Annotated in this window: 20 protein-coding genes; 6 read left to right on the forward strand and 14 right to left on the reverse strand. The window is 70.4% G+C overall.

Going from position 1 to position 21618, the window contains the following annotated elements; all coding sequences use genetic code 11:
- The first annotated feature begins 368 nt into the window (after positions 1-368).
- Complete coding sequence (locus tag V6V47_RS14530) at positions 369-662, forward strand: hypothetical protein (RefSeq protein ID WP_334628723.1); 294 nt, start codon at positions 369-371, stop codon at positions 660-662.
- A 5-nt stretch (positions 663-667) separates the two neighbouring features.
- Here the strand turns inward: V6V47_RS14530 and V6V47_RS14535 are convergent, their stop codons facing one another.
- Positions 668-1747 (reverse strand): adenosine deaminase, encoded by a 1080-nt coding sequence (locus V6V47_RS14535; protein WP_334628866.1) that lies wholly within the window; start codon positions 1745-1747, stop codon positions 668-670.
- 157 nt (positions 1748-1904) lie between these two features.
- Here V6V47_RS14535 and V6V47_RS14540 point away from each other — a divergent pair, with 157 nt between their 5' ends.
- Together V6V47_RS14540 and V6V47_RS14545 are read left to right on the forward strand one after the other, a co-directional pair.
- Positions 1905-2399, forward strand: coding sequence for a MarR family winged helix-turn-helix transcriptional regulator (locus V6V47_RS14540; RefSeq protein WP_334628724.1), 495 nt, complete (start codon positions 1905-1907; stop codon positions 2397-2399).
- Position 2400: 1 nt separating this feature from the next.
- The gene (locus V6V47_RS14545) at positions 2401-3255 is read left to right on the forward strand and encodes a putative RNA methyltransferase (RefSeq protein ID WP_334628725.1); all 855 of its coding nucleotides are present in this window, start codon (positions 2401-2403) and stop codon (positions 3253-3255) included.
- Between the two features lie 2 nt (positions 3256-3257).
- Here the strand turns inward: V6V47_RS14545 and V6V47_RS14550 are convergent, their stop codons facing one another.
- The 11 genes from V6V47_RS14550 to V6V47_RS14600 form a co-directional block, all read right to left on the reverse strand.
- A complete protein-coding gene (locus V6V47_RS14550; protein ID WP_334628726.1) occupies positions 3258-3938 on the reverse strand; it encodes a DUF4272 domain-containing protein in 681 nt (226 codons plus the stop codon).
- A 112-nt stretch (positions 3939-4050) separates the two neighbouring features.
- On the reverse strand, positions 4051-5334 hold the full coding sequence (locus V6V47_RS14555; protein WP_334628727.1) for a thymidine phosphorylase: 1284 nt from the start codon (positions 5332-5334) through the stop codon (positions 4051-4053).
- 154 nt (positions 5335-5488) lie between these two features.
- The gene (locus V6V47_RS14560; protein ID WP_334628728.1) at positions 5489-6193 is read right to left on the reverse strand and encodes a cytidine deaminase; all 705 of its coding nucleotides are present in this window, start codon (positions 6191-6193) and stop codon (positions 5489-5491) included.
- 665 nt (positions 6194-6858) lie between these two features.
- The gene (locus tag V6V47_RS14565; RefSeq protein ID WP_334628729.1) at positions 6859-8139 is read right to left on the reverse strand and encodes an ABC transporter permease; all 1281 of its coding nucleotides are present in this window, start codon (positions 8137-8139) and stop codon (positions 6859-6861) included.
- Between the two features lie 3 nt (positions 8140-8142).
- A complete protein-coding gene (locus tag V6V47_RS14570; RefSeq protein ID WP_334628730.1) occupies positions 8143-9498 on the reverse strand; it encodes an ABC transporter permease in 1356 nt (451 codons plus the stop codon).
- 316 nt (positions 9499-9814) lie between these two features.
- Positions 9815-11503: an ABC transporter ATP-binding protein gene (locus tag V6V47_RS14575; protein ID WP_334628731.1), complete on the reverse strand. Its 1689-nt coding sequence runs from the start codon at positions 11501-11503 to the stop codon at positions 9815-9817.
- 147 nt (positions 11504-11650) lie between these two features.
- Positions 11651-12718 carry a BMP family lipoprotein gene (locus V6V47_RS14580; RefSeq protein WP_334628867.1) on the reverse strand — a complete coding sequence of 356 codons (1068 nt, stop codon included), beginning with the start codon at positions 12716-12718 and terminating at the stop codon, positions 11651-11653.
- Between the two features lie 277 nt (positions 12719-12995).
- Positions 12996-13337 carry a hypothetical protein gene (locus V6V47_RS14585; RefSeq protein WP_334628732.1) on the reverse strand — a complete coding sequence of 114 codons (342 nt, stop codon included), beginning with the start codon at positions 13335-13337 and terminating at the stop codon, positions 12996-12998.
- Positions 13338-13424: 87 nt separating this feature from the next.
- Positions 13425-14306 carry a sugar ABC transporter permease gene (locus tag V6V47_RS14590; RefSeq protein ID WP_334628733.1) on the reverse strand — a complete coding sequence of 294 codons (882 nt, stop codon included), beginning with the start codon at positions 14304-14306 and terminating at the stop codon, positions 13425-13427.
- Positions 14303-15940, reverse strand: coding sequence for an ABC transporter permease subunit (locus V6V47_RS14595; protein WP_334628734.1), 1638 nt, complete (start codon positions 15938-15940; stop codon positions 14303-14305). Before V6V47_RS14595 ends, V6V47_RS14590 begins: the two co-directional genes overlap by 4 nt.
- The gene (locus tag V6V47_RS14600; protein ID WP_334628735.1) at positions 15940-17184 is read right to left on the reverse strand and encodes a sugar ABC transporter substrate-binding protein; all 1245 of its coding nucleotides are present in this window, start codon (positions 17182-17184) and stop codon (positions 15940-15942) included. The genes V6V47_RS14595 and V6V47_RS14600 overlap by 1 nt, the downstream gene beginning before the upstream one ends.
- Positions 17185-17364: 180 nt before the next feature.
- On the opposite strand from V6V47_RS14600, the gene V6V47_RS14605 reads away from it, so the two are divergent.
- The 3 genes from V6V47_RS14605 to V6V47_RS14615 all read left to right on the forward strand — a co-directional run bounded on the left by V6V47_RS14605 (position 17365) and on the right by V6V47_RS14615 (position 20698).
- Entirely contained in the window at positions 17365-18456 is a 1092-nt protein-coding gene (locus V6V47_RS14605) for a LacI family DNA-binding transcriptional regulator (protein ID WP_334628736.1), read from the forward strand.
- Positions 18457-18527: 71 nt separating this feature from the next.
- Positions 18528-20150 carry a glycoside hydrolase family 13 protein gene (locus tag V6V47_RS14610; RefSeq protein WP_334628737.1) on the forward strand — a complete coding sequence of 541 codons (1623 nt, stop codon included), beginning with the start codon at positions 18528-18530 and terminating at the stop codon, positions 20148-20150.
- Between the two features lie 185 nt (positions 20151-20335).
- Positions 20336-20698: a VOC family protein gene (locus tag V6V47_RS14615; RefSeq protein ID WP_334628738.1), complete on the forward strand. Its 363-nt coding sequence runs from the start codon at positions 20336-20338 to the stop codon at positions 20696-20698.
- A gap of 26 nt (positions 20699-20724) precedes the next feature.
- Here the strand turns inward: V6V47_RS14615 and V6V47_RS14620 are convergent, their stop codons facing one another.
- Positions 20725-21162 (reverse strand): hypothetical protein, encoded by a 438-nt coding sequence (locus V6V47_RS14620; protein WP_334628739.1) that lies wholly within the window; start codon positions 21160-21162, stop codon positions 20725-20727.
- 81 nt (positions 21163-21243) lie between these two features.
- On the reverse strand, positions 21244-21612 hold the full coding sequence (locus V6V47_RS14625) for a GntR family transcriptional regulator (protein WP_334628740.1): 369 nt from the start codon (positions 21610-21612) through the stop codon (positions 21244-21246).
- Positions 21613-21618: the final 6 nt, after the last annotated feature.

Below are 21618 nucleotides of genomic sequence, written 5' to 3' on the forward strand. Positions count from 1 at the left end.
TGTGATGGAATGTTGAGACGATTTGATAGCAGTCCGTCTGGCCGGAGTAACTGAAGGTAATGAAACATCCGCACCGCGTTGTCCTGCTAGCCGGACCTTCTGGCTCTGGAAAGTCGTACATAGCGCAGCAAACTGGTCTACCAGTGCTCTGCCTGGACGACTTCTACAAAGAAGGCGATGACCCTACGTTGCCGCGACGAAATGGCCAGGTCGACTGGGAATCACCACAGTCGTGGGATGCTCTGACCGCGGTGGAAACCATTGCCCGACTGGCCCGTGAGGGTCAGGCCGATGTGCCGGTTTATGCGATCGGCGCCGATCGACGGGTGGCCACCCGGCCATTTGATCTCGCCGGATCGCCACTTTTCGTGGCCGAAGGGATTTTCGCCGCCGAGATCGTCGAAGAGTGCCGCCGTCGGGGCCTGCTCGCCGGGGCGTACGCGCTTCGCCGACCGCGCGGTGCGACCTTCCTCCGCCGACTGGCCCGTGATCTGTCCGAGCAGCGCAAAGCGCCCCGGGTGCTGGTCCGACGCGGGGTCGCGCTGCTGCGTTCCGAGCCCGCGGTGCTGCGTCGGCAGACCGGGCTGGGCGCGGAGGCGGCCCGGGCCCGGGAGGTGCTGCGTCGGGTGGCCGGCCTGCTCGCCGGCCACCCGCACGGTTGAGGAGGTCAGGCCAGCAGCTTGGCGTACGCCGGCTTGATGACGTCATCGATGATCCGCAGCCGCTCGTCGAACGGGATGAAGGCGCTCTTCATCGCGTTGATGGTGAACCACTGCAACTCCCGCCAGCCGTAGCCGAACGTCTCCACCAACAGCGCCATCTCGCGCGACATCGAGGTGCCGCTCATCAGGCGGTTGTCGGTGTTGACGGTGACCCGGAAGCGCAGGTCGCGGAGCAGGCCGATCGGGTGGTCCGCGATCGAGTCCACCGCGCCGGTCTGCACGTTCGACGACGGGCACAACTCCAGCGGGATCCGCTTGTCCCGCACGTACGCGGCCAACCGCCCGAGCACCGGCTCCCCACCCGGGGTGATGTCGTCCACAATTCTCACTCCGTGGCCGAGGCGGTCGGCGCCGCACCACTGGATGGCCTGCCAGATCGACGGGAGACCGAACGCCTCGCCAGCGTGGATGGTGAAGTGGAAATTCTCCCGCTGGAGGTACTCGAAGGCGTCCAGGTGCCGGGTGGGCGGGAAGCCCGCCTCCGCGCCGGCGATATCGAAGCCGACCACCCCGGCATCCCGGTGCCGCACGGCCAGCTCGGCGATCTCCTGCGAACGGGCGGCGTGCCGCATCGCGGTGAGCAGCGTCCCCACCCGGATGCTCAGGCCGGCTTCGACGGCCTGGGCGGTGCCCTCGGCGAAACCGGCCAGCACCGACTCGACCACCTCGTCCAGGGTCAGATCCTGTTCCAGGTGCTGCTCGGGGGCGAAGCGCACCTCGGCGTAGACCACCCCGTCCGCGGCCAGGTCCAGCGCACACTCGCGGGCCACCCGACGCAGCGCCGGCGCGGTCTGCATGACCGCCACGGTGTGCGCGAACGTCTCCAGGTAGCGCTCCAGCGAGCCGGAGTCGGCCGCCTCGACGAACCAGCGCCCAAGCGCGTCCGGGTCGGAGGTGGGCAGCTCGTGACCCACCTCCGCGGCCAGCTCGACGATCGTCGCCGGCCGCAGCCCGCCGTCGAGGTGGTCGTGCAGAAGCGCCTTCGGGACCTTGACGATGTCCTCGTACCGGATTGCCATGCTCAGACCCTAGTCAGCGGCGCCCGGATATCGGGACGGGACCGGCCGGCGGTGACCAGCACGCCACGCCCGTACGCACCGGAGCTCCCACAATTTCGGTGACTTGTCACCGACCGCAGGACCCAAATCGGTGACATGTCAACCAACCCGTTAGGCTCGACCCATGGACGCCCCACGCTGGCTCGACGCGCGGGAGGACCGCGCCTGGCGTGGCTACCGCCGGATGCGGCGCCTCCTCGACCTGGAGCTGGCCCGGGAGCTGACCCAGGCCACCGGCCTCTCCGAGCCGGACTACGACGTGCTCTCCGAGGTCTCCGAGACGCCGCAGGGGCGGCTGCGCCTCAGTGAACTGGCCGACCAGATGCGGTGGTCCCGCAGCCGGCTCTCCCACCACCTGACCCGGATGCAGCAGCGCGGCCTGGTGACCCGGGAGGAGTGCGAGACCGACGGCCGTGGCTCGATCGTCGCGCTGACCCCGGCCGGCCGGCAGGCCATCGACTCCGCCGCCCCCGGCCACGTGGCCGCCGTCCGCCGGCATCTCATCGACCTGCTCACCCCTGCGGAGGTCGACGCGCTCGGCGCGTTCACCCACCGGGTGGTCGACCACCTCGCCGGCAGCGATCGCCGGCACAGCCCTCAGCGCGAGCCGGAGGTCTGACGTGGACCCGCGCATCCTCGACCGGCTGCGCTGCCCGGTCTGCGGCGAGCCGCTGGCCGAGGCGACCGCCGGCACCGCCCGGGCGTTGCGCTGCCCGCGCCGGCACAGCTTCGACATCGCCCGCCAGGGGTACGTCAACCTGCTCGCCGGGCGCGCCCCGCACGTCGGCGACAGCGCCGAGATGGTCGCCGCCCGGGCGGACTTCCTCGCCGCGGGGCACTACGACCTCGTGGCGACCGCGCTCGCCACCGCCGCGACGGAGGCCGTCGCCGGGCTCGACGCGTACCCCCTGGTGGTGGATGCCGGCGCCGGCACCGGCCGTTACCTCGGCGCGGTGCTGGCGGCGCTGCCGGACGCCGCCGGTCTGGCCCTCGACGTGTCCAAGCCGGCGCTGCGCCGCGCGGCCCGGGCGCATCCCCGGGCGGCCGCGGCGCTCGCCGACACCTGGCAGCGGCTGCCGCTCGCCGACGCCTCGACCGCCGTACTGCTGAACGTCTTCGCACCGAGGAACGGCCCGGAGTTCCACCGGGTGCTCGACCCGGCCGGGACGCTGCTGGTGGTCACCCCCGCCGCCGACCACCTCGCCGAACTGGTCGACGCACTCGACCTCCTACGGGTGGACCCGACCAAGGCCGACCGCGTCGCCGGCAGCCTGGGCGGGCACTTCATCCCGGTCAGCTCGGCGGAGCACCGCACGGAGCTGACGCTGACCCGGCCGGAGGTCGCCACCCTCGTCGGGATGGGCCCCAGCGCCTGGCACACCGACCCGGCCGCCCTCGCCGCCCGGCTGGCCGCGCTGCCCGAGCCGGTCCAGGTCACCGTGACGGTCCGGCTCGACGCCCACCGCCCCCGCTGACCTCAGGTGGACAGGTCGACCTCTTCCCAGCCGGGCGGCTCGTCGTGGTACGGCCCGCGCAGGATCACCGCCCACTCCAACGCCCAACGCCGCTGCCCGATCGCGTTCGCGTCGATCAGACCCGGCAGCGATCGCCCACCACGCTCAGACTCCAGGTACGCCCAGTCCAGGCAGTAGTGCAGGTCGAGCAGGGCGGCCGCATCGGCGGGATGCTGCGGCGCGGCGAGGATCCGGGAGCGCCAGCGCTGGAAGGTCTCCCCCTCGGCGATGTGCGGCAGCCGCTCGACCAGCCCCTCGTCCACGGCGAGAGTGGGGTCGAGCTGCTTGCTCAGCCCGAGCACCCAGGCCAGCGCGAAGAGCGCGTCGTGGTGCAGCACGAAGGAGCGGTGGTCGCCCTTGCCGCCCATCACGAACTGCCACTCCGGCGGCGTGACCATCTCGACCAGGTGCGAGCCGAGCAGCCAGCTCATCGCGGCTTGCGGCGGCATCCCGAAGCAGCGGGCCAGGATCAGGTGCAGCACCGCGATCCGTGCCTCGATCTCCACCGTGGGACGCAGGTCGATCTGGTCACCCGGCTCCCAGACCAGCGGAAACTGGGCCGGAGGCAGCGGCAGGCCGAGCCGGGAGAGCTCGTCCAGGCTCGCCTCACGGACCTCGCGTGGGTCGGGGGCAGCTACGGTCACGGCGGATCATCCTGTCTGCTCGCGCCGGCTCAAGGCCGGTTGTCCCCCCTTGGGCTGGGAGAATAGCGCTCCCGAGGGGCTAGCACCATGCCGCCCCGACGGCCCGCCGGGGTCAGCCGATCCGCTCGATGACCAGCGGCGTCGCCGTCGGCGCGGTCGACGCGATCCGTACCGCCCGAGCGGCCTCCGCCAACGCCGCCGGGATCCGCGCCGAATCCTCGGCGCGCAGCTCGTAGAGGGGGTCGCCGGCCCGCACCGCGTCGCCCGGCCGCTTGTGCAGGACCACCCCGGCCGGCACGCTGACCGGGTCCTCCTTGCGGGCCCGACCCGCGCCGAGCCGCCAGGCAGCAACACCCATGGCGTACGCGTCGACGGCCGCCACGTACCCGTCCTGCTCGGCCCGGACCACCTCGACCTCTGCCGCGGTCGGCATCGGCGCGTCCGGGTCGCCGCCCTGCGCCCGGATCATCGCCTTCCAGGAATCCATCGCACGACCGTCGCGCAGCGCCGCCGCCGGGTCGGCGTCCGGCAGGCCGGCGGCGTCGAGCATCTCCCGGGCCAGGGCCAGCGTCAGTTCCACCACGTCGGCCGGGCCGCCGCCGGCAAGCACCTCGACCGACTCGGTCACCTCGACCGCGTTGCCGATGGCCAGGCCGAGCGGGGTGGACATCTCGGTGAGCAGGGCGACCGTCCGCACGCCGTGTGCACCACCCAGCTCGACCATGGTCCGGGCCAACTCGCGGGCGTCGTCGACGGACTTCATGAAGGCACCCGAGCCGACCTTGACGTCGAGCACCAGCGCGCCGGTGCCCTCGGCGATCTTCTTGCTCATGATCGAGCTGGCGATCAGCGGGATCGCCTCGACGGTGCCGGTCACGTCGCGCAGCGCGTACAGCTTGCGGTCGGCGGGCGCCAGCCCGGCACCGGCCGCGCAGATCACCGCGCCGACGTCGCCGAGCTGGGCGATGAACTCGTCGTTGCTGACCGTGGCCCGCCATCCGGGGACCGACTCCAGCTTGTCCAACGTGCCGCCGGTGTGCCCGAGGCCGCGCCCGCTGAGCTGCGGTACGGCCGCGCCACACGCCGCCACCAGCGGGGTGAGCGGCAGAGTGATCTTGTCGCCGACGCCGCCGGTGGAGTGCTTGTCGACGGTCGGCCGACGGACCGCCGAGAGGTCCAGCCGCTCACCGCTGGCGATCATCGCGGCGGTCCACCGGGCGATCTCCGCTCCGGTCATGCCGTTCAGCAGAATCGCCATGGCCAGCGCGGACATCTGCTCGTCGGCGACCACACCCCGGGTGTACGCGTCCACCACCCAGTCGATCTGGGCGTCCGACAACACACCCCCGTCCCGCTTGACCCGAATGACATCAACAGCAGCAAACCCAGCACTCATCAGATAGATCTCTCTAGTCGAGTCGATGAAACCGTGTCCGACGGACGGCCGATGACCACGACGGGGCCGGGGCCGACCGTGCCCGGCGGAGGGATCAAGCCTGACCGCCCGGAGCCGGGCGCGGTCGGCCCCGGCCCTGGACCGCAACGAAAGATCAGGACCAGCGAACCGGAATCTCAGCCGGCGGCTCACCCTCACCAGCCCAGAAGATGGTGCCGGTGGCGTCGACCACCACGACCCGGGGCGTCCGTGCCAGCCCCCAGGTGATCGCCTCCGCGGGCTCGTCCCAGCTCGGGGCCTCCTCCAGCACCCCGGTCTCGGCGCCCGCGTCGTCGCCGGCAGACCGCTCCCAGTACGCCGTCCAGATCTGCTGACCGGCCGACATGTCCGGGTGCACGAAGACGGTGCCACGCCCACGCCAGGCGGCCAACCGCTCCGGGACGACCGGCACCGGCGTCTCGCCGGTCACCGCCTCCAGGTCCTCCACGCCGAAGGCGTGCGGCAGCAACTCGGTCATCCGCAGCGGGCGGCCCTTGGTCTCGATCAGGCACTCCGGCCCGCCGTTCTCCCAGAGCAGCTGCCGGCAGCGGCCACACGGCATCAGTGGCTCACCGGTGGCGTCGACGCAGGAGAGCGCCACGATCTTGCCGCCGCCGGTGGCGTGCAAGCTGGAGACCACTCCGCACTCGGCGCAGAGCGTCACCCCGTACGCGGCGTTCTCCACGTTGCAGCCGACCACCACCCGGCCGTCGTCGACCAAGGCGGCCGCGCCGACCGGGAACGTCGAGTACGGCGCGTACGCGTGCCGCATCGCGTCGATGGCGGCGGCGCGCAAGCGCGCCCAGTCGATCTCGGGCATGACACCATTCTGCCGAAGTAACCCAGGTCAGAAGCCGGCAGGGTGCCGTTACCCCGACGCGCCACCACAACTCCCCATACCAACCCGCCCCTCCGCGCGCCAAGCCCCCTCCCACGCGTTGCCCCCGCGCGCGCCCCCGCGTGCGTCGCCCCCCGCGCGTCGCCCCCCGCGCGCGTCGTCCCCCGCGCGTCGCCCCCCGCGCGTCGCCCCCCGCGCGTCGATCTAGGGCGTATCACGGTCAGTTGATCTCCGGCCACAGCGATTCGCCCTAGATCGGCGGGGGCGGGATGGACGGGGGCGGGTGGACGGGGGCGGGATGGGTGTCGGCGGGGCACGTCCGGTCGCGCTGTTCGACCAGACGGGACTGCGGGAACCCTGGACTCGGCCAACCCTGTCGATCAAGGAGTTGTGGCGGGTGACAGAACGGCCGTTATGACGCCAAACGGGCACCACAACCCCATGATCGACAAGGCCTGGGCCGGCCGGGCCGGACCTCCTGCGCGATCTTGCACTTGGTGTCTGGACCTAGGGGGCATTTCGTCGCATCTTGGCGACCGATACTGCAAGATCGCAGAGGGGCAGGAGGCAGATTGCCGAGGGGCAGGGGGCAGGGGGCAGAGGGGCAGGGGGCGGGAGGTAGGGCAGGGGGCGGGGTGGCTCGACAGTCAGCCCTTGACGTACGGCTTGCCGTCGGCGGCCGGCGCCCGGACCTTACCGACCAGCCCGGCCACCGCCAGGATCGTCGCCAGGTAGGGCAGCATGGCCAGGAACTGGCTGGGGATCGAGCTGTTGATCGCGCTCAGGTAGGTGGCGAGCTGGTCGGCGAAGCCGAAGAACAGCGCGGCGAGCAGCGCTCCCGTCGGGTTCCACCGGCCGAAGATCAGCGCGGCCAGCGCGATGAAGCCCTTGCCACCGATCATGTTCTTGGTGAACGAGTAGAGCGCCAGCGTGTAGGACGCGCCGCCGACACCGGCGACCAGACCAGCCAGCAGCACGTTGCGGTAACGCACCCGCAGCACCTTGACGCCCAGCGTGTCCGCGGCGGTCGGGTGCTCACCGACCGAGCGGGTACGCAGACCCCAGCGGGTCCGGAACAGCCCGATGTGGATCACCAGCACCAGCAGCAGGCCGAGGTACAGGAAGATGTTGCCGCGGAACAGCGCCGGGCCGAGCACCGGGATGTCCCTGAGCAGTGGGATCTCCCAGTTGCTGAAGCGGGGCGCGCTGTTGTACTTCTCCGCGTTGGTCTGCATCAGCCGCTCGTAGAGGAAGCCGGTGACGCCGACCGCGAACAGGTTGAGCACGATGCCGATGACCACCTGGTCGACCAGGTAGCGGATGGCGAAGACGGCCAGCAACAGCGAGATGAACGCGCCACCGATCGCGGCGGCGACCAGACCCACCCAGACGTTTCCGGTGAGGCTGCCGAACAGCGCGCCGCTGAACGCGCCCATCAGCAACTGCCCCTCGATGGCCACGTTGACCACGCCGGACCGCTCGCAGAGCACCCCGGCGAGGGCGCCGAAGATCAGCGGCAGGGCGAGGATGAACGTGCCCCGGATGATGTTGACCAGCGGCATGAAATTTTGCCCGGTCGGCGCGGCGGAGACCTGCCAACAGAGGAAGGAGAGCACGAAGCCGACCATCCCGACGCCGAGCACGGAGAGGAACCACCGCTTCGGCACCCCGGCGAGCAGCGCCGCGCCGGCGGCGATCGTGATGATCCCGAACAGGACCGCCCCGATCATGCCGTTGATCTCCAACGCGGCACCGGCCGCGTCGTCGCTGAGCGTGAAGCGGGCCTGCTGGTCGGTGGCCAGCGCACCGAAGAGCACGGCCGCCAGCAGGCCGAGCACCAGCAGCATGAGCCCGACCTTGCGGTTGCGGGTCCAGAACCCCTCGTCGACGGCGGCGACCGCGACGTCAGGGACAGCCATGGTGGACATGAGTTACCAGCCCTTCGCCAGGCTCGTCTGCAAACGGGCTGCACGTGCGGCCCGGAGCTGGAAGATTGCTTTTACCAGGGCCGGTGCGGCGATGAAGATGACGATCAGCGCCTGGAGCACGGTGACCAACTCCAGTGAGATCCCCGAGTACGACTGCATCCGGTTGCCGCCGGCCTGAAGCGCGCCGAACAGCAGCGCGGCCAGCAGCACCCCCCAGGGCCGTACCCGCCCGAGCAGCGCCACCAGGATGCCGTCGAAGCCGATCTGCGCCACCACCAGCGGGGTCAACGCGCTGGCGGTGGAGCCGAGCACCATGTTCGAGCCGCCGAGGCCGGCCAGGATCCCGGAGAACACCATGATCAGGGTGTACGTGCGGGTGACGCTGATGCCGGCCGTACGGGCCGCGTCCGGGTTGGCGCCGACCGCGCGCAGCTCGAAGCCGAGCGTGGAGCGGTTGAGCAGCCAGGCGCACGCCCAGGTGGCCAGCACGGCGAGCAGGATGCCGGCGTGCACCCGCAGGTTGTCACCGAGCAGGCGGGGCAGTTGGGCTGAGCTGTCCACCGCCTTGCTGATCGCGTCGGTGCGATTCGGGTCCTGCACCCCGTTCTGCACGATCAGCCAGGTCAGGAAGTACGTGGCGACGTAGTTGAGCATGATCGTGTTGATCACCTCGTGGGCACCGGCCCGGGCCTTGAGGATGCCCGGGATGAAGCCCCAGATCGCCCCGCCCAGGGCACCGGCCAACACCGCCACCAGCAGGTGCAGGCCGGGCGGCAGCGGCAGCAGGAAGCCGGCCAGCGCGGCCAGGATCACGCCGATCGTGGCCTGCCCCTGTGCGCCGATGTTGAACAGCCCGCCCCGGAAGGCCAGCGCCACCGCCAGACCGGTGAAGACCAGCGGCGCGGCGTACGTCAGCGTCTCGGAGATCGGCGCGAGCACCGCCTCCCAGCCGTTGCTGCCGTGCACCCAGCCGGAGAACGCCTCCGGGTCGAAGATCGCGCCCTTGAACAGGTTCGCGTACGCCTCGCTCACGAGCGTCCAGCTGGCGCTGAGCGCGTCGGCCGGGCGGGCGGTGATGTAGGAGTACGTGTGCAGCACGTCCGGATCAGAGATGATCATCAGGATCGCGCCGACCACGATCGCCAGCACCAGCGACAGCAGGGTCACCGTAAAGGTGTTCGCCGCCCAGAGGTTGTCCAGGAACATTCGGCCCAGGGAGGGCTTCTGCTCCGGCGCCGACCGGCTCGAGCCGGTAGCCGGCTCGGCCCGTTCGGTGTTGCCGAGCGCCGTCTGCGCGGCCTGCGCCTCGCTCGCCGGCTCCTTGTCCGGCGAACCGGACTGGGGGTTGGGGTCGGTCATGCCGTCACTCCGCTTCGCTGCGTGACGCCATGAGGCACCATCGCCCTGCCACGATGATTCGCTCGCTGACGCTCGCTCATGCCGTCACTCCGCTTCGCTGCGTGACGCCATGAGGCACCATCGCCCTGCCACGATGATTCGCTCGCTGACGCTCGCTCATGCCGTCACTCCGCTTCGCTGCGTGACGCCATGAGGCACCATCGCCCTGCCACGATGATTCGCTCGCTGACGCTCGCTCATGCCGTCACTCCGCTTCGCTGCGTGACGCCATGAGGCACCATCGCCCTGCCACGATGATTCGCTCGCTGACGCTCGCTCATGCCTCGTCCTCGCTCGCGGGGCGTCCGGCACCCGCCGGGCCCCCGTCGGTGACCGTTCCGTCGGCCGGCACTCCGGGCTCGCTGGCAGCGGGCTCGTCGGCCGCCGGGGACGCGCCGGCTTCCGGCGCCGTGTCCGGGCTGATGCCGGCCATCAGGAGGCCGATCTCCTCGCGCGGGGTGTCCGGGCCGACGATTCCGATGATCCGGCCGCGGTACATCACCGCGATCCGGTCGGCCAGCCCGATCACCTCGTCGAGTTCGCTGGAGACCACCAGGACGGCGGTGCCGATGTCCCGCTCGTGGATGACCCGGCTGTGGATGAACTCGATCGACCCGACGTCGACGCCGCGGGTCGGCTGCGCGGCGATGAAGAGCTTCAGCGGCCGGGACAGCTCCCGGGCCACGATCACCTTCTGCTGGTTGCCGCCGGAGAGCGTGCCGACCGGCGCGTCGGCCGACGACGTACGGACATCGAACTGCTCGATCCGCTCCTTGGCCGACGACGCGATCGCGTCCGGCTTGAGCGCGAGCCCGGCACCGAACGGCGGCCGATCGTAGATGTCCAGCACCAGGTTCTCCGCGACGCTGAACTCCTTGACCACGCCGTCCACGCTGCGGTCCTCGGGGACGTAGCCGACGCCCGCGCGGAGCACCTTCTTGGTCGTCCAGCCGTCGATCCGGTCGCCGGCCAGGCTGACCGTTCCGGCGAGCACCGGACGCAGACCCATGATCGCCTCGATCAGCTCGGTCTGGCCGTTGCCCTGGACGCCTGCGACGCCGAGCACCTCGCCGGCCCGTACGGTCAGGTCGATGCCGTCAACGGCCCGGATCTGCCGGTCGTCGTCGACGACCAGCCCGGCCACCTCCAGCACCGGCTCGCCCGGAGTCGCCGGCGACTTGTCCACGGTGAGCCGGACGTTGCGCCCGACCATCAGCGCGGCCAGCTCGTCCCGGCTGGCGGACGGCGAGGCCGTGCCGACGGTCTTGCCGCGCCGGATCACGGTGATCCGGTCGGCGATCGCCTTGACCTCGCCAAGCTTGTGGGTGATGAAGACGATCGACTTGCCGGCTGCCTTGAGCGACCGCATGACGGTCAACAGCTCTTCGGTCTCCTGCGGGGTGAGCACAGCGGTCGGCTCGTCCAGGATCAGCAGGTCGACGTCACGGGTGAGCGCCTTGACGATCTCGACGCGCTGCTGGATGCCGACCGGCAGGTCCTCGATCACCGCGTCCGGGTCGACCCGCAGGTTGTACCGCTCGGAGACCTCGGCGACCTCGCGCCGGGCCCGCCGCCGGTCCAGGAAGCCGGCGATGCCGCCCCGGACCTGCTCGGCGCCGAGCATGATGTTCTCCGTCACGGTGAAGACGGGCACCAGCATGAAGTGCTGGTGCACCATGCCGATCCCGGCCCCGATCGCGTCGGACGGGCCCTTCAGCTTCAGCGGCTTGCCGTCGACCAGGATCTCGCCCTCGTCGGGCTGGTAGAGCCCGTAGAGCACGTTCATCAGGGTCGACTTGCCCGCGCCGTTCTCGCCGAGCAGGGCGTGAATCTCTCCAGGCTCCACCGTCAGGTCGATGTGGTCGTTGGCGACCAGATCACCGAATCGCTTGGTGATGCCGCGCAGTTCGAGTCTCAGCGCAACCTCCTGGAGTGCGAGCGATGGTGCAGCGTAGCTGCCGGTCAACCGGACCGGACGGTACCGGTCACCGTGGCGCACGATCGGCCGCTCCGACTCCGCGGGCTCTCACCCGCGGCGCCGGAGCGGCCGGATCGGTCGTACCTGTCCCCCGCCGACCTTCCCGATGATCTCACCGGAGCGGCCGGCCGGTCGTCACTTGGTCGGCTGAGCCTTCGAGGTGACGGTGATGGTGCCGGCGGCGATGTCCGCCTTGATCTTGTCGATCTCGGTCTTCAGCTCGGCCGGAACCTTGCTGTCGAAGTCGTGGTACGGGGCGAGCGAGACACCGTTGTTGGCCAGGGTGCCGATGAAGCCGGGCTTCGCCGGCAGCTTGTCGCCAGCGGCGGCCTTGGTCACGGCCTCCTTGACGGCGTCCGGGATGTTCTTGACCACGGTGGTCACGATCGCCGCGCAGTCGGGGGTGCTCTCGCAGCCGTCGACGTCCACCCAGATCGTCTCGTACTTACCGCCCGAGGCCTTCGCCGCGGCGGTGGTGCCGAGGCCGGAGCCGCCGGCGACCGGCATGATGATGTCCGCGCCCTGGGCGACCAGCGCGTCGGAGACCTTCTTGCCCTCGTCCTGCTTGGCGAAGTCGTTGGTGAAGGAGCCCTTCTGGGTCTCCTTGTTCCAACCCAGCGCCTGGACGTTCTTCTTCTTGGTGGTGTTGTAGTACGCCACGCCGTCGACGAAGCCGTCCATGAAGATGGTGACCGGCGGGATCGGCAGGGCGCCGTAGGTGGCGACCTTGCCGCTCTTGCTCAGCCCGGCGGCCAGGTAGCCCGCCTGGAACGCGGCCTGGGCGGTGTCGAACTGCATCGGGTAGATGTTGTCCAGACCCGGGTTGGCGTCGACGATGCCGAACTCCTGGTTGGGGTTCGCCGCCGCGATCTTCTTGGTGGCGTCGGACATCAGGCCACCGACCGCCAGGATGAAGTTGCACTTCTGGTTGACGTACTGCGTCAGGTTCGGCTCGTAGTCGGCCTCGGACTTCGACGCGACGTACTTGATGTCGATGTTGTCGTTGGCTGCCTTGGCGTTCTGCAGGCCCTTCCAGGCCGAGGCGTTGAACGACTTGTCGTCGATGCCGCCGACGTCCGTCACCATGCAGGCGCTGAACTTCTTGGCGCCGCTGCCGGCGTTCTTGTCATCATCGGGGGCCTCGCCACACGCGGCGGCGCTGAGCACGAGCCCACCCACCGCGAACATCGAGGCGATCCGCATCCCACGCACCGAGCGCAAGACGTCTCCTTCCCATTGCACACCGCGCCTAGTGCGGTGGCAGCCCATCAGCCGACCTGCGGTGTGCCGCCGGCTGTCCCACGTTACGGACGGGAGCGTACGCCCGCGCCCACCCACCGGCCGACAATCGTGCACGACTGTTGAGCGCCTGTTACCCGGGTGTAACCCTTGCGTGGGGCAAGTCACTCTTTGTGCTGCTAACCGAGCGCCGAGGCGTCACTAACGTCCGGTTTTCGGGGGTGGTTCCCCCTCCCGGACGTTACCGCCAAAAGACCGCCACCGCCGCGTTGACCAGGGTCAGACCGACGATCGCGAGGAAGTGACCCCGGTTGACGACCTCCCTCTTCCTCGAAAAGAAGACCATGACGAAGATCAGCAGCGCGATCACCAGCTTCGTCACAATTTTCGCGGGCGCCGGCTCGTCGCCGTCGCGTAGCGGGGCGGAGAGGCCGAGCCCGGTCAGCAACTGGATCACCGACCCCCAGAGCATGGCCGGGTTGATCCGCAGCCGGCCGCTGAGGTACTGGGCGATCGAGCCGCCGAGCAGCAGGGCGAAACCGATCAGGTGGACATAGAGGAGTACGAGTCTGAGTGCTTCCACGTCGCCATACTTCCCTATTCACGACGGATCGTAGTAGCCGGAACCGCCGACGGGAGCCGATCAGTCCGCCCGCCGCAGCGGGCCGACTCATCCCTTGACGGCTCCCGAGGTGAGGCCGGAGACGATGTAGCGCTGGAGGAGTTGGAAGACCAGCACGGTGGGAATCGCGGTGAGCAGGGTGCCGGCCGCGAAGATGCCGAAGTTGTTGTTGCGCTCGTTGCCCTCCAACATGCCGAACATGCCGACCGCCAGGGTCTTGCGCCCGGTGTCGGTGAGGAACACGTTGGCCATCAGGAACTCGTTGATCGTGCCGATGAACGCCAGCAAAGCGGTCACGGCCAGGATCGGCGCCACCAGCGGCAGCATGATCCGGAAGAAGACCTGCGAGTGCGAGGCGCCATCGATGGTGGCCGACTCGTCCAGTTCCCGGGGCAGCGTGTCGAAGAAGCCCTTCATCAGCCACGTGTTCACCCCGAGCGCGCCACCCAGGTAGAGCAGCACCAACCCCCACGGCGTGTTGAGACCGATCGTCGGCCACAGGTCGGTGATCGTGCCGAAGATCAGGTAGATCGCCACGATCGCCAGGAACTGCGGAAACATCTGGATCAACAGCAGCGCGAGCAGGCCGACCCGACGGCCGCTGAACCGCATCCGCGAGAAGGCGTACGCGGCCAGTGCGGACAGGAACACCGACACGAACGAGGCCACCCCGGCGATCAGCAACGAGTTGAGGAACCAGCGCTCGAAGTCGGTGCGCGCGAACAGCTCACCGAAGTTGCCGAACGACACCCCGGCGGTCGGCACCAGCTCGGTGGAGGAGAGGGTGCCGAGCGGGTTGAGCGCCGCGGAGAGCACGAACACGATCGGGAAGAGGCTGAACAGCACCCCGAGTACGGCGGCCAGGTGCCGCCAGCCGACCTGGGCGAACCAGCGGTTGCGTCGCCGGCCGGCGACGGTGCGCGTGGTCACGAGTACACCTCCTCCTGCTTGCGGGTCCGTCGGAAGCTGACCGCCGAGACCACCGCGACGATGGCGAAGATGAACAGCGAGATCGCGGCGGCGAAGCCGAACTCCGCCCCCTGCCCACCGAAGGCCAACCGATAGGTGTACGTGATCAGCAGGTCGGTCGCGCCGTTGCTCGGGTTGTCGGCCGGGAAGGGCGCGCCGTCGGTGGTCAGGTAGATCGCGTTGAAGTTGTTGAAGTTGAACGCGAACGACGCGATCAGCAACGGGCTGAGCGCGACCAGCAGCAGCGGCAGGGTGACCGCCCGGAACGACTGCCAGGGCGACGCCCCGTCGACCGAGGTCGCTTCGGTCAGCTCCGCAGGAATGGCCTGCAACGCGCCGGTGGCCACCAGGAACATGTACGGGTACCCCAGCCAGAGCTGCACCAGGATCACCGCGAAGCGGGCCGTCCACGGCTGGCCGAACCAGTCGACGCTCAGCCCGAACATGTTGTTGATGAGGCCGAAGTCGGCGTTGAACATGTCCCGCCAGACCAGCAGCATCGCGAACGACGGCATGGCGTACGGCAGGATCAGCAGCACCCGGTAGACGTTGGTGCCCCGCATCCGGGGCGAGTGCAGCGCGAGCGCGATCAGCAGGCCGAGCACGAACGTCCCGCCGGTGGAGCCGATGGCGAAGGCGAAGTTCCAGAGCAGGGTGCCGAGGAAGGGTCCGGAGATGTTCTCGTCGGTGAGCACCCGGGTGAAGTTGCTCAGCCCGACGTTGACCTTCCAGCCCTGGGCCAACCGCTCACCATCGGCCGCGACGAAGGTGCCCGTCTCCTCGTCCGCCGTCCAGGTCTGGCCGGTCTCGGTGTCCCGCACGCAGTCACAGTCGGCCGCGTACGCCCGCACCGCCTTGCCCTCGTAGGCGCGGGTCAGACCGCTGGCGCGCACCGCGCCGCCGGCGGTGGGCACCACCAGGTCGGTGATCTCCTTGCTGCGGGCGCTGGCCTGGCCGATGTTGAGCACCGTGTAGCCGTCGGCCGCGGTGACCCGACCGTTCGGGGCGACCGTGACGTCGGCGGCGTCCAGTTGGCGTAGCCCGTCGACGTCGCCGACGGACACCGCACGAGTGCCCGGGTCGGCGACCAGGAAGACCAGCGCGCCGGTGGCCGGGTCGCCCGTGGTCGCGATGGAGAGGACGTACTGCGCGGCGTCGGGCACCTGCGTCACCGAGGCGGTCTGGATCGCGACGATCGCGTCGTCCTTGCTGCCCCGGTGTCCGTCGCCGTAGTTGGTGAAGGAGGTGCTGGCGGTGTAGAGCACCGGGAAGACCTGGAAGGCGACCAGGAACAGCGTTCCGGGGACCAGGTACTTGGCCGGGATGTGCCGGCGGGTGAGGTACAGGTAGAACAGTGCGGCGGTGGTCGCCGCCAGCAGGGCCAGGCCGACCCACTTCCCGCCGTCGATGAGCGGGAAGGCCGCCCAGACCGCGATCCCGGCGGTCAGGCCGAGCAGGAGCACCTTGCCGGCGATGCCGGTCAGGGTGATCGGCGCGTGGTCACGCGTGGCACGGGAGGGTGGGAGCCCGGAGTCGACGGACCCCCGGCCCGGGGCCTGCGTGGCAGACCCCGGGCCGGAGAGCGGCGGTCTCATTACTTGATCTGGCCGGAGATGGTCTTGCCGGCCGCGGTGATGGTGCTGGTCGGGTCGGCGCCGCCGATGACCGCGGCCTCGGCCTTGCCGAACGGGTCCCAGATCGCGGCCATCGCCGGGATGGCCGGGAGCACCTGGCCGTTCTTGCCGGCCTCCTGGAACTTGGCCAGGTCCGGGTCGCTCCCCTTGACCTGGTCGAGGGCGGCGGTCAGCGCCGGCGGCCGGGGCTCGGCGTTGTACAGCGCGACGGCCAGCTCGGGAGTGGTGGTGTAGTTGGCCACGAACTCCTGGGCCAGGGCCTTGTTCTTGCCCTTCGCGGCGACGTAGAACGCCTGCACGCCCACGAACGGCTGGGCCTCCTTGCCGCCGGCGAAGCCGGGGATGGCGGAGATGTCGTACGCGATGCCGGCCTTCTTGACGTCGGCCACCGCCCACGGGCCGGAGACGAGGTAGGCGCACTTCTTGCCGGTGAAGGTGGCGGTCGCGTTGGTGTCCGCGATGGAGCGCTTCAACACGCCCTCGCCCTTCTCACCCAGCGCGCCGATCTTCTTGAACGCCTCGATCGAGGCGGGCTTGCCCACGCCCAGGTCCTTCGGGTCGTAGTCGCCGCTGGCGCTGGTGCCGAAGAGATAGCCGCCGGCCGAGGTGTACAGCGGGTAGATGTGGTACGCGTCGCCCTTCTGACCGACCTGGAGGCAGAGCGTCTCGGTGACCTTCTTCGCCGCCTTGAGCTGCTTGCCGGTGGCGACCAGGTCCTCGATGGTCTTCGGCGCCTCGGGGGCCAACGCGGTGTTGCGGATCAGCGCGATGTTCTCCTGCGCGTACGGCACCGCGTAGAGCTGACCGTTGAAGGTGACCGCCTTGATGGCGGTCTCGTTGAACGCGCTCTTCTGCTCCGCGGCGAGCTGGACGGGGTCGATGGCGCCGTTCTGCACGAGGTTGCCGATCCAGTCGTGCGCGCCGACCACCACGTCGGGGCCGCTGCTCTGCTGCGAGGCGGTGACGAAGTTGGTCTGCAGGTCCTTGCTGACGGCCTGGACCTCGACGGTGACGCCGTTCTCCTGGCCGAACTTTTCGGCGAACGGCTTCAGGGCGACGGTTCGCTTGTCGTCCGCCCAGATCACCAACTTGCCGCCGGCCGCCTTGGGGGACTCCTTCGCGGCCGGATCGTCGCTGTCGCCACAGCCGGAGGCGGCGAGCGCCAGGGCGAAGAGGGCGACCACACCCGCGGTACGGATGCGCATCGGTACTCCTGTCGTCATGGCGGGTCCGCCGGGGGAAGGACGGCCCGCCAGTGGGAACTCTGGAAGTTCTTGCCAACCGACGCATCGATGCTGCGCCGCTGCTGTCGCATGCTGCGGGGACGTTAGCAAGACGTTGCAGTCAATGGAAGGGCTTGCAGAGACACCCGCAAGAACTTGCCGGTGAGCTACAGTGCCGCCATGCGCGCTCGACTGTCCGACATCGCCCAGCAGGCCGAAGTCAGCGAGGCCACGGTGTCGCGGGTGCTCAACGACCGCCCCGGCGTGGCCACCGAAACCCGCCAGGCCGTCCTCACCGCTCTCGACGTGCTCGGCTACGAGCGCCCGGCCCGCCTGCGCAAGCGCAGCGCGGGGCTGGTCGGCCTGGTGGTGCCGGAGTTGGACAACCCGATCTTCCCGGCCTTCGCCCAGGTCATCGAGTCGACGCTGGCGCAGAGCGGGTTCACCCCGGTGCTCTGCACCCAGACCGCCGGCGGCGTCACCGAGGACGAGTACGTGGAGATGCTGCTGGACCGGCAGGTCTCCGGGATCGCCTTCGTCTCCGGCCTGCACGCCGACACCGCCGCGAACCACGATCGCTACCGTGCCCTGATCGCCCGGCCACTGCCCGTCGTGATGATCAACGGGTACGTGCCCGGCATCGGCGCGCCCTTCGTCTCCTGCGACGACCGGGAGGCCGCCGAGTTGGCCGTGGCGCACCTCGTCGCGCTCGGGCACCGACGGATCGGCCTGATCACCGGCCCGGACCGGTTCGTTCCGGTGCAGCGTAAGGTGGCCGGCTGGCGTTCGGCGATGACCCGGTTGGCCGGCGTCGCCCAGTCCGACCTGGCCGAGCTGGCCGAGCTGTCGCTGTTCGGTGTGGAGGGTGGCGAGGCGGCGGCCGGCCGACTACTGGACCGTGGTGTCACCGGTGTGGTGTGCGGCTCCGACCTGATGGCGCTCGGCGCGGTCCGGGCGGCCCGGCAGCGCGGCCTGAGCGTCCCCGGCGACCTCTCCGTGGTCGGTTACGACGACTCGCCGCTGATGGCCTTCACCGAGCCGCCGCTGACCACCATGCGGCAGCCGGTCACCTCGATGGCGGTGGCCGCGGTCCGGGCTCTGGTGGACGAGATCAACGGGCACGGCGCCCCCCACTCGGAGTACCTGTTCCGCCCGGAGTTGGTGGTGCGCGGTTCCACTGCGGTCGCCCCGGCCAACGGGCGCGGATCGGCCCGGCACCGGCCCGGCTCGTCGGCTCTGGCCGTCTCCGCCTGAGCGGTCGCCGCGCCTCTTCCTTGCGCAAGAACTGCTTGACTCTTGCAGTTCCTGACCGGCATATTGCTCAGATGATCAGCGCCGCCGCACCGCCCCGCACCGCCGACGACGACTGGTGGCGCGCTGCGGTCGTCTACCAGGTCTACGTGCGCAGCTTCGCCGACAGCGACGGTGACGGCACCGGTGACCTCCAGGGCATCCGACAGCGCCTGCCGTACCTGCGCGACCTCGGGGTGGACGCGCTCTGGCTGACCCCCTTCTACACGTCCCCCATGGTCGACGGCGGGTACGACGTCGCCGACTACCGGGACGTCGACCCGATGTTCGGCACCCTCACCGACTTCGACGCGATGATCAGCGACGCGCACGCCCTCGGGCTGCGGATCATCGTCGACCTGGTGCCCAATCACACCTCCAGCGCGCATCCCTGGTTCGCGGCCGCCCTCGCCGCCGGCCCCGGCTCACCGGAGCGGGCCCGCTACCTCTTCGCCGCCGGCCAGGGCGCGCACGGCGAGTTGCCCCCGAACGACTGGGAGAGCATCTTCGGCGGCCCGGCCTGGACCCGGGTCGCGGACGGCGAGTGGTACCTGCACCTGTTCGACCCGACCCAGCCGGACCTGAACTGGCGCCACCGGGAGGTCCGCGCCGAGTTCGAGGACGTGCTGCGGTTCTGGCTGGACCGCGGTGTGGACGGCTTCCGGATCGACGTGGCGCACGGCATGATCAAGGCCGAAGGGCTGCCGGACGTCGGCTTCAGCACCTTGACCACCGGTCAACGCCAGGTCGAACTGCTCGGCAAGGGCCGACTGCCCTACTTCGACCAGGACGAGGTGCACGAGATCTACCGCGCCTGGCGGCCCATCCTGGACAGCTACCCGGGCGGCCGGATGGCGGTCGCCGAGGCGTGGGCCGAGACCCCGCAACGGCTGGCGCGCTACATCGGCCCGGACGAGCTGCACCAGGCGTTCAGCTTCGACTTCCTCGACGCCACCTGGTCGGCCGAGTCGTTCCGCAAGGTGATCGACACCGCGCTGGCCGAGTCGACCGTCGTCGGCGCGCCCACCACCTGGGTGCTGTCCAACCACGACAAGCAGCGGCACGTCACCCGCTACGGCGACGGCACCCAGGGGTTGCGCCGGGCCCGCGCCGCCAGCCTGCTGATGCTCGCCCTGCCCGGCTGCGCCTACCTCTACCAGGGCGAGGAGCTGGGCCTGCCCGAGGTGCTCGACCTCCCCGACGAGCTGCGCCAGGACCCGGCGTTCCTGCGCACCGGCGAGAGCCGGGACGGCTGCCGGGTGCCCATCCCGTGGAGCGGCGAGCTGGCCCCGTACGGCTTCGGGCCGGCCGGCAGCGACCTGAGCTGGCTGCCCGCGCCGGCGACCTGGCGGGCCCTGTCGGTCGCCGCGCAGACCGGCGTGCCCGACTCGACGCTGGAGCTGTACCGGGCCGCGCTGCGCATCCGGCACGAGCACCCGGCGCTGGCCGGCGACGCTGGCGACGTGACCTGGCTGGAGAGCGGACCGGGCGTGCTGGCCTTCTCCCGCAGCGCCGGCACGACCGTGCTGACCTGCGTGCTGAACCTCAGCGGCGCACCGGCCCTCATCGACGGGTACGGCGAGCCCCTCGTCGCCAGTGCGGCGCTCACCGGCCATCTGCTGCCGGTCGACGCGGCGGCCTGGTTGGAACGGCGCTGAACGGGTAACCCCTCATCGACCTGGTCGTCCGTCGTGCCCCGCGCCGACGGGCGACTGGGGTACCGGCCCCTTGTGGTGGGGGGTGAGGTGACACCGGCGCCACGCGGAGTTCGCTCCGCGCGGCGCCGGTGTTCGTCCGCGTCAAGGTGGGTACCGCACGGGACATCATCCGGTGGAGGTGACCCATGGTGGCACGGATCGCGCAGTGCACGATCGACGTCGAGGACCTGGATCTCATGGTCGCGTTCTGGTCGGCCGCGCTCGGCTATGAGATCGCGCAGGGCGACGATGGCAGCGCCAAGCTCTGGCCGCCGTCCGGCCCGGCACCCACCGTCTGGTTGCAGGGCTCTGGGACGGCCAAACGAGGCAAGAACCGGTTACACCTCGACCTGGTCGCCGACGGCGACCCGCAGACCGAGGTGCACCGGCTGGTCGGGCTCGGCGCTCGGCGGGTTGACGTCGGGCAGACCGGGACCGAGGGGTTCACCGTGCTCGCCGACCCCGAAGGCAACGAGTTCTGTGTGCTGGACGGCCCCCCGACCCGCTGACCGCGGCGTTGCCGGCCCGGCGCGGGTCACTTGGCGGTGAGCAGTGCCGCGATCCGGGCGAGGCCGGCACGGACCTCCATCTCGTTCGGCGGCTCGACGGGCTCGCCGTGGCCCGCCTCGTCGGCGGCGGCGTCCAACTCCTCGTCGATCACGTCCTCGAAGTCGCCGTACAGGTCGGCGCCCTCGACCCGGCTGGCGTCGTCCTCGGCGGCGACCTGCGCGGCGGCGATCTCGCTGCGGATCTCGTCGGCCGACAACGCCGGCAGCAGCGGCTCCACCACGGCCATCAACTGCTCCTCGGCCACCACCGCCTCGGCCAGCGCCAACGCGTGCGGCCGCTCGTACGGCCCGCAGACGACTGGCTCCCAGTCGTCGAGGTCACCGAGCGGGCCGAAGGTGATGATCCACGGCAGGCCGAGCATCGGCGAGTCGTCCGGCAGGTCCAGTGTCATGAGTGCGCCCACCGGCTCATCATGGTCCGTGAACGCGAGCGCCGACGGTGTTCTTCTCAGTTACCGCCCGTCCGGAGCGCGACCACCGGCCGGTCAGCCGGGGCGCGCGGCGTCCAGGGCGGCGCGGACCAGCGCGAGCGCGGTGGCCCCCGGCACGCCGAGTCGGGCCGCCTCGGTCGCGTAGTCGGCCGCCGCCCGCTGCAACCGGTCCACGGCGTCGTCGCGGCCGGGTGCGACGAAGGTGCCGTTGCGCCCCCGGGTCTCCAGCAGGCCAGCCGCCTCCAACTCCCGGTACGCGCGGGCCACCGTGTTCGCGGCCAGCCGCAGGTCGGCGGCGAGCTGCCGCACGGTGGGCAGCCGACTGCCCACCGGCAACCGGCCGTCGCCGACGAGCTCGGCGAGCTGCCCGCGTACCTGCTCGTAGGGGGGCACCGACGAGTCCGGGTCGACCGAGATCAGCACCTGCGC

Origin of the sequence: Micromonospora sp. CPCC 205539, assembly GCF_036906815.1 — a bacterium.
Taxonomy (GTDB): Bacteria; Actinomycetota; Actinomycetes; order Mycobacteriales; family Micromonosporaceae; genus Micromonospora.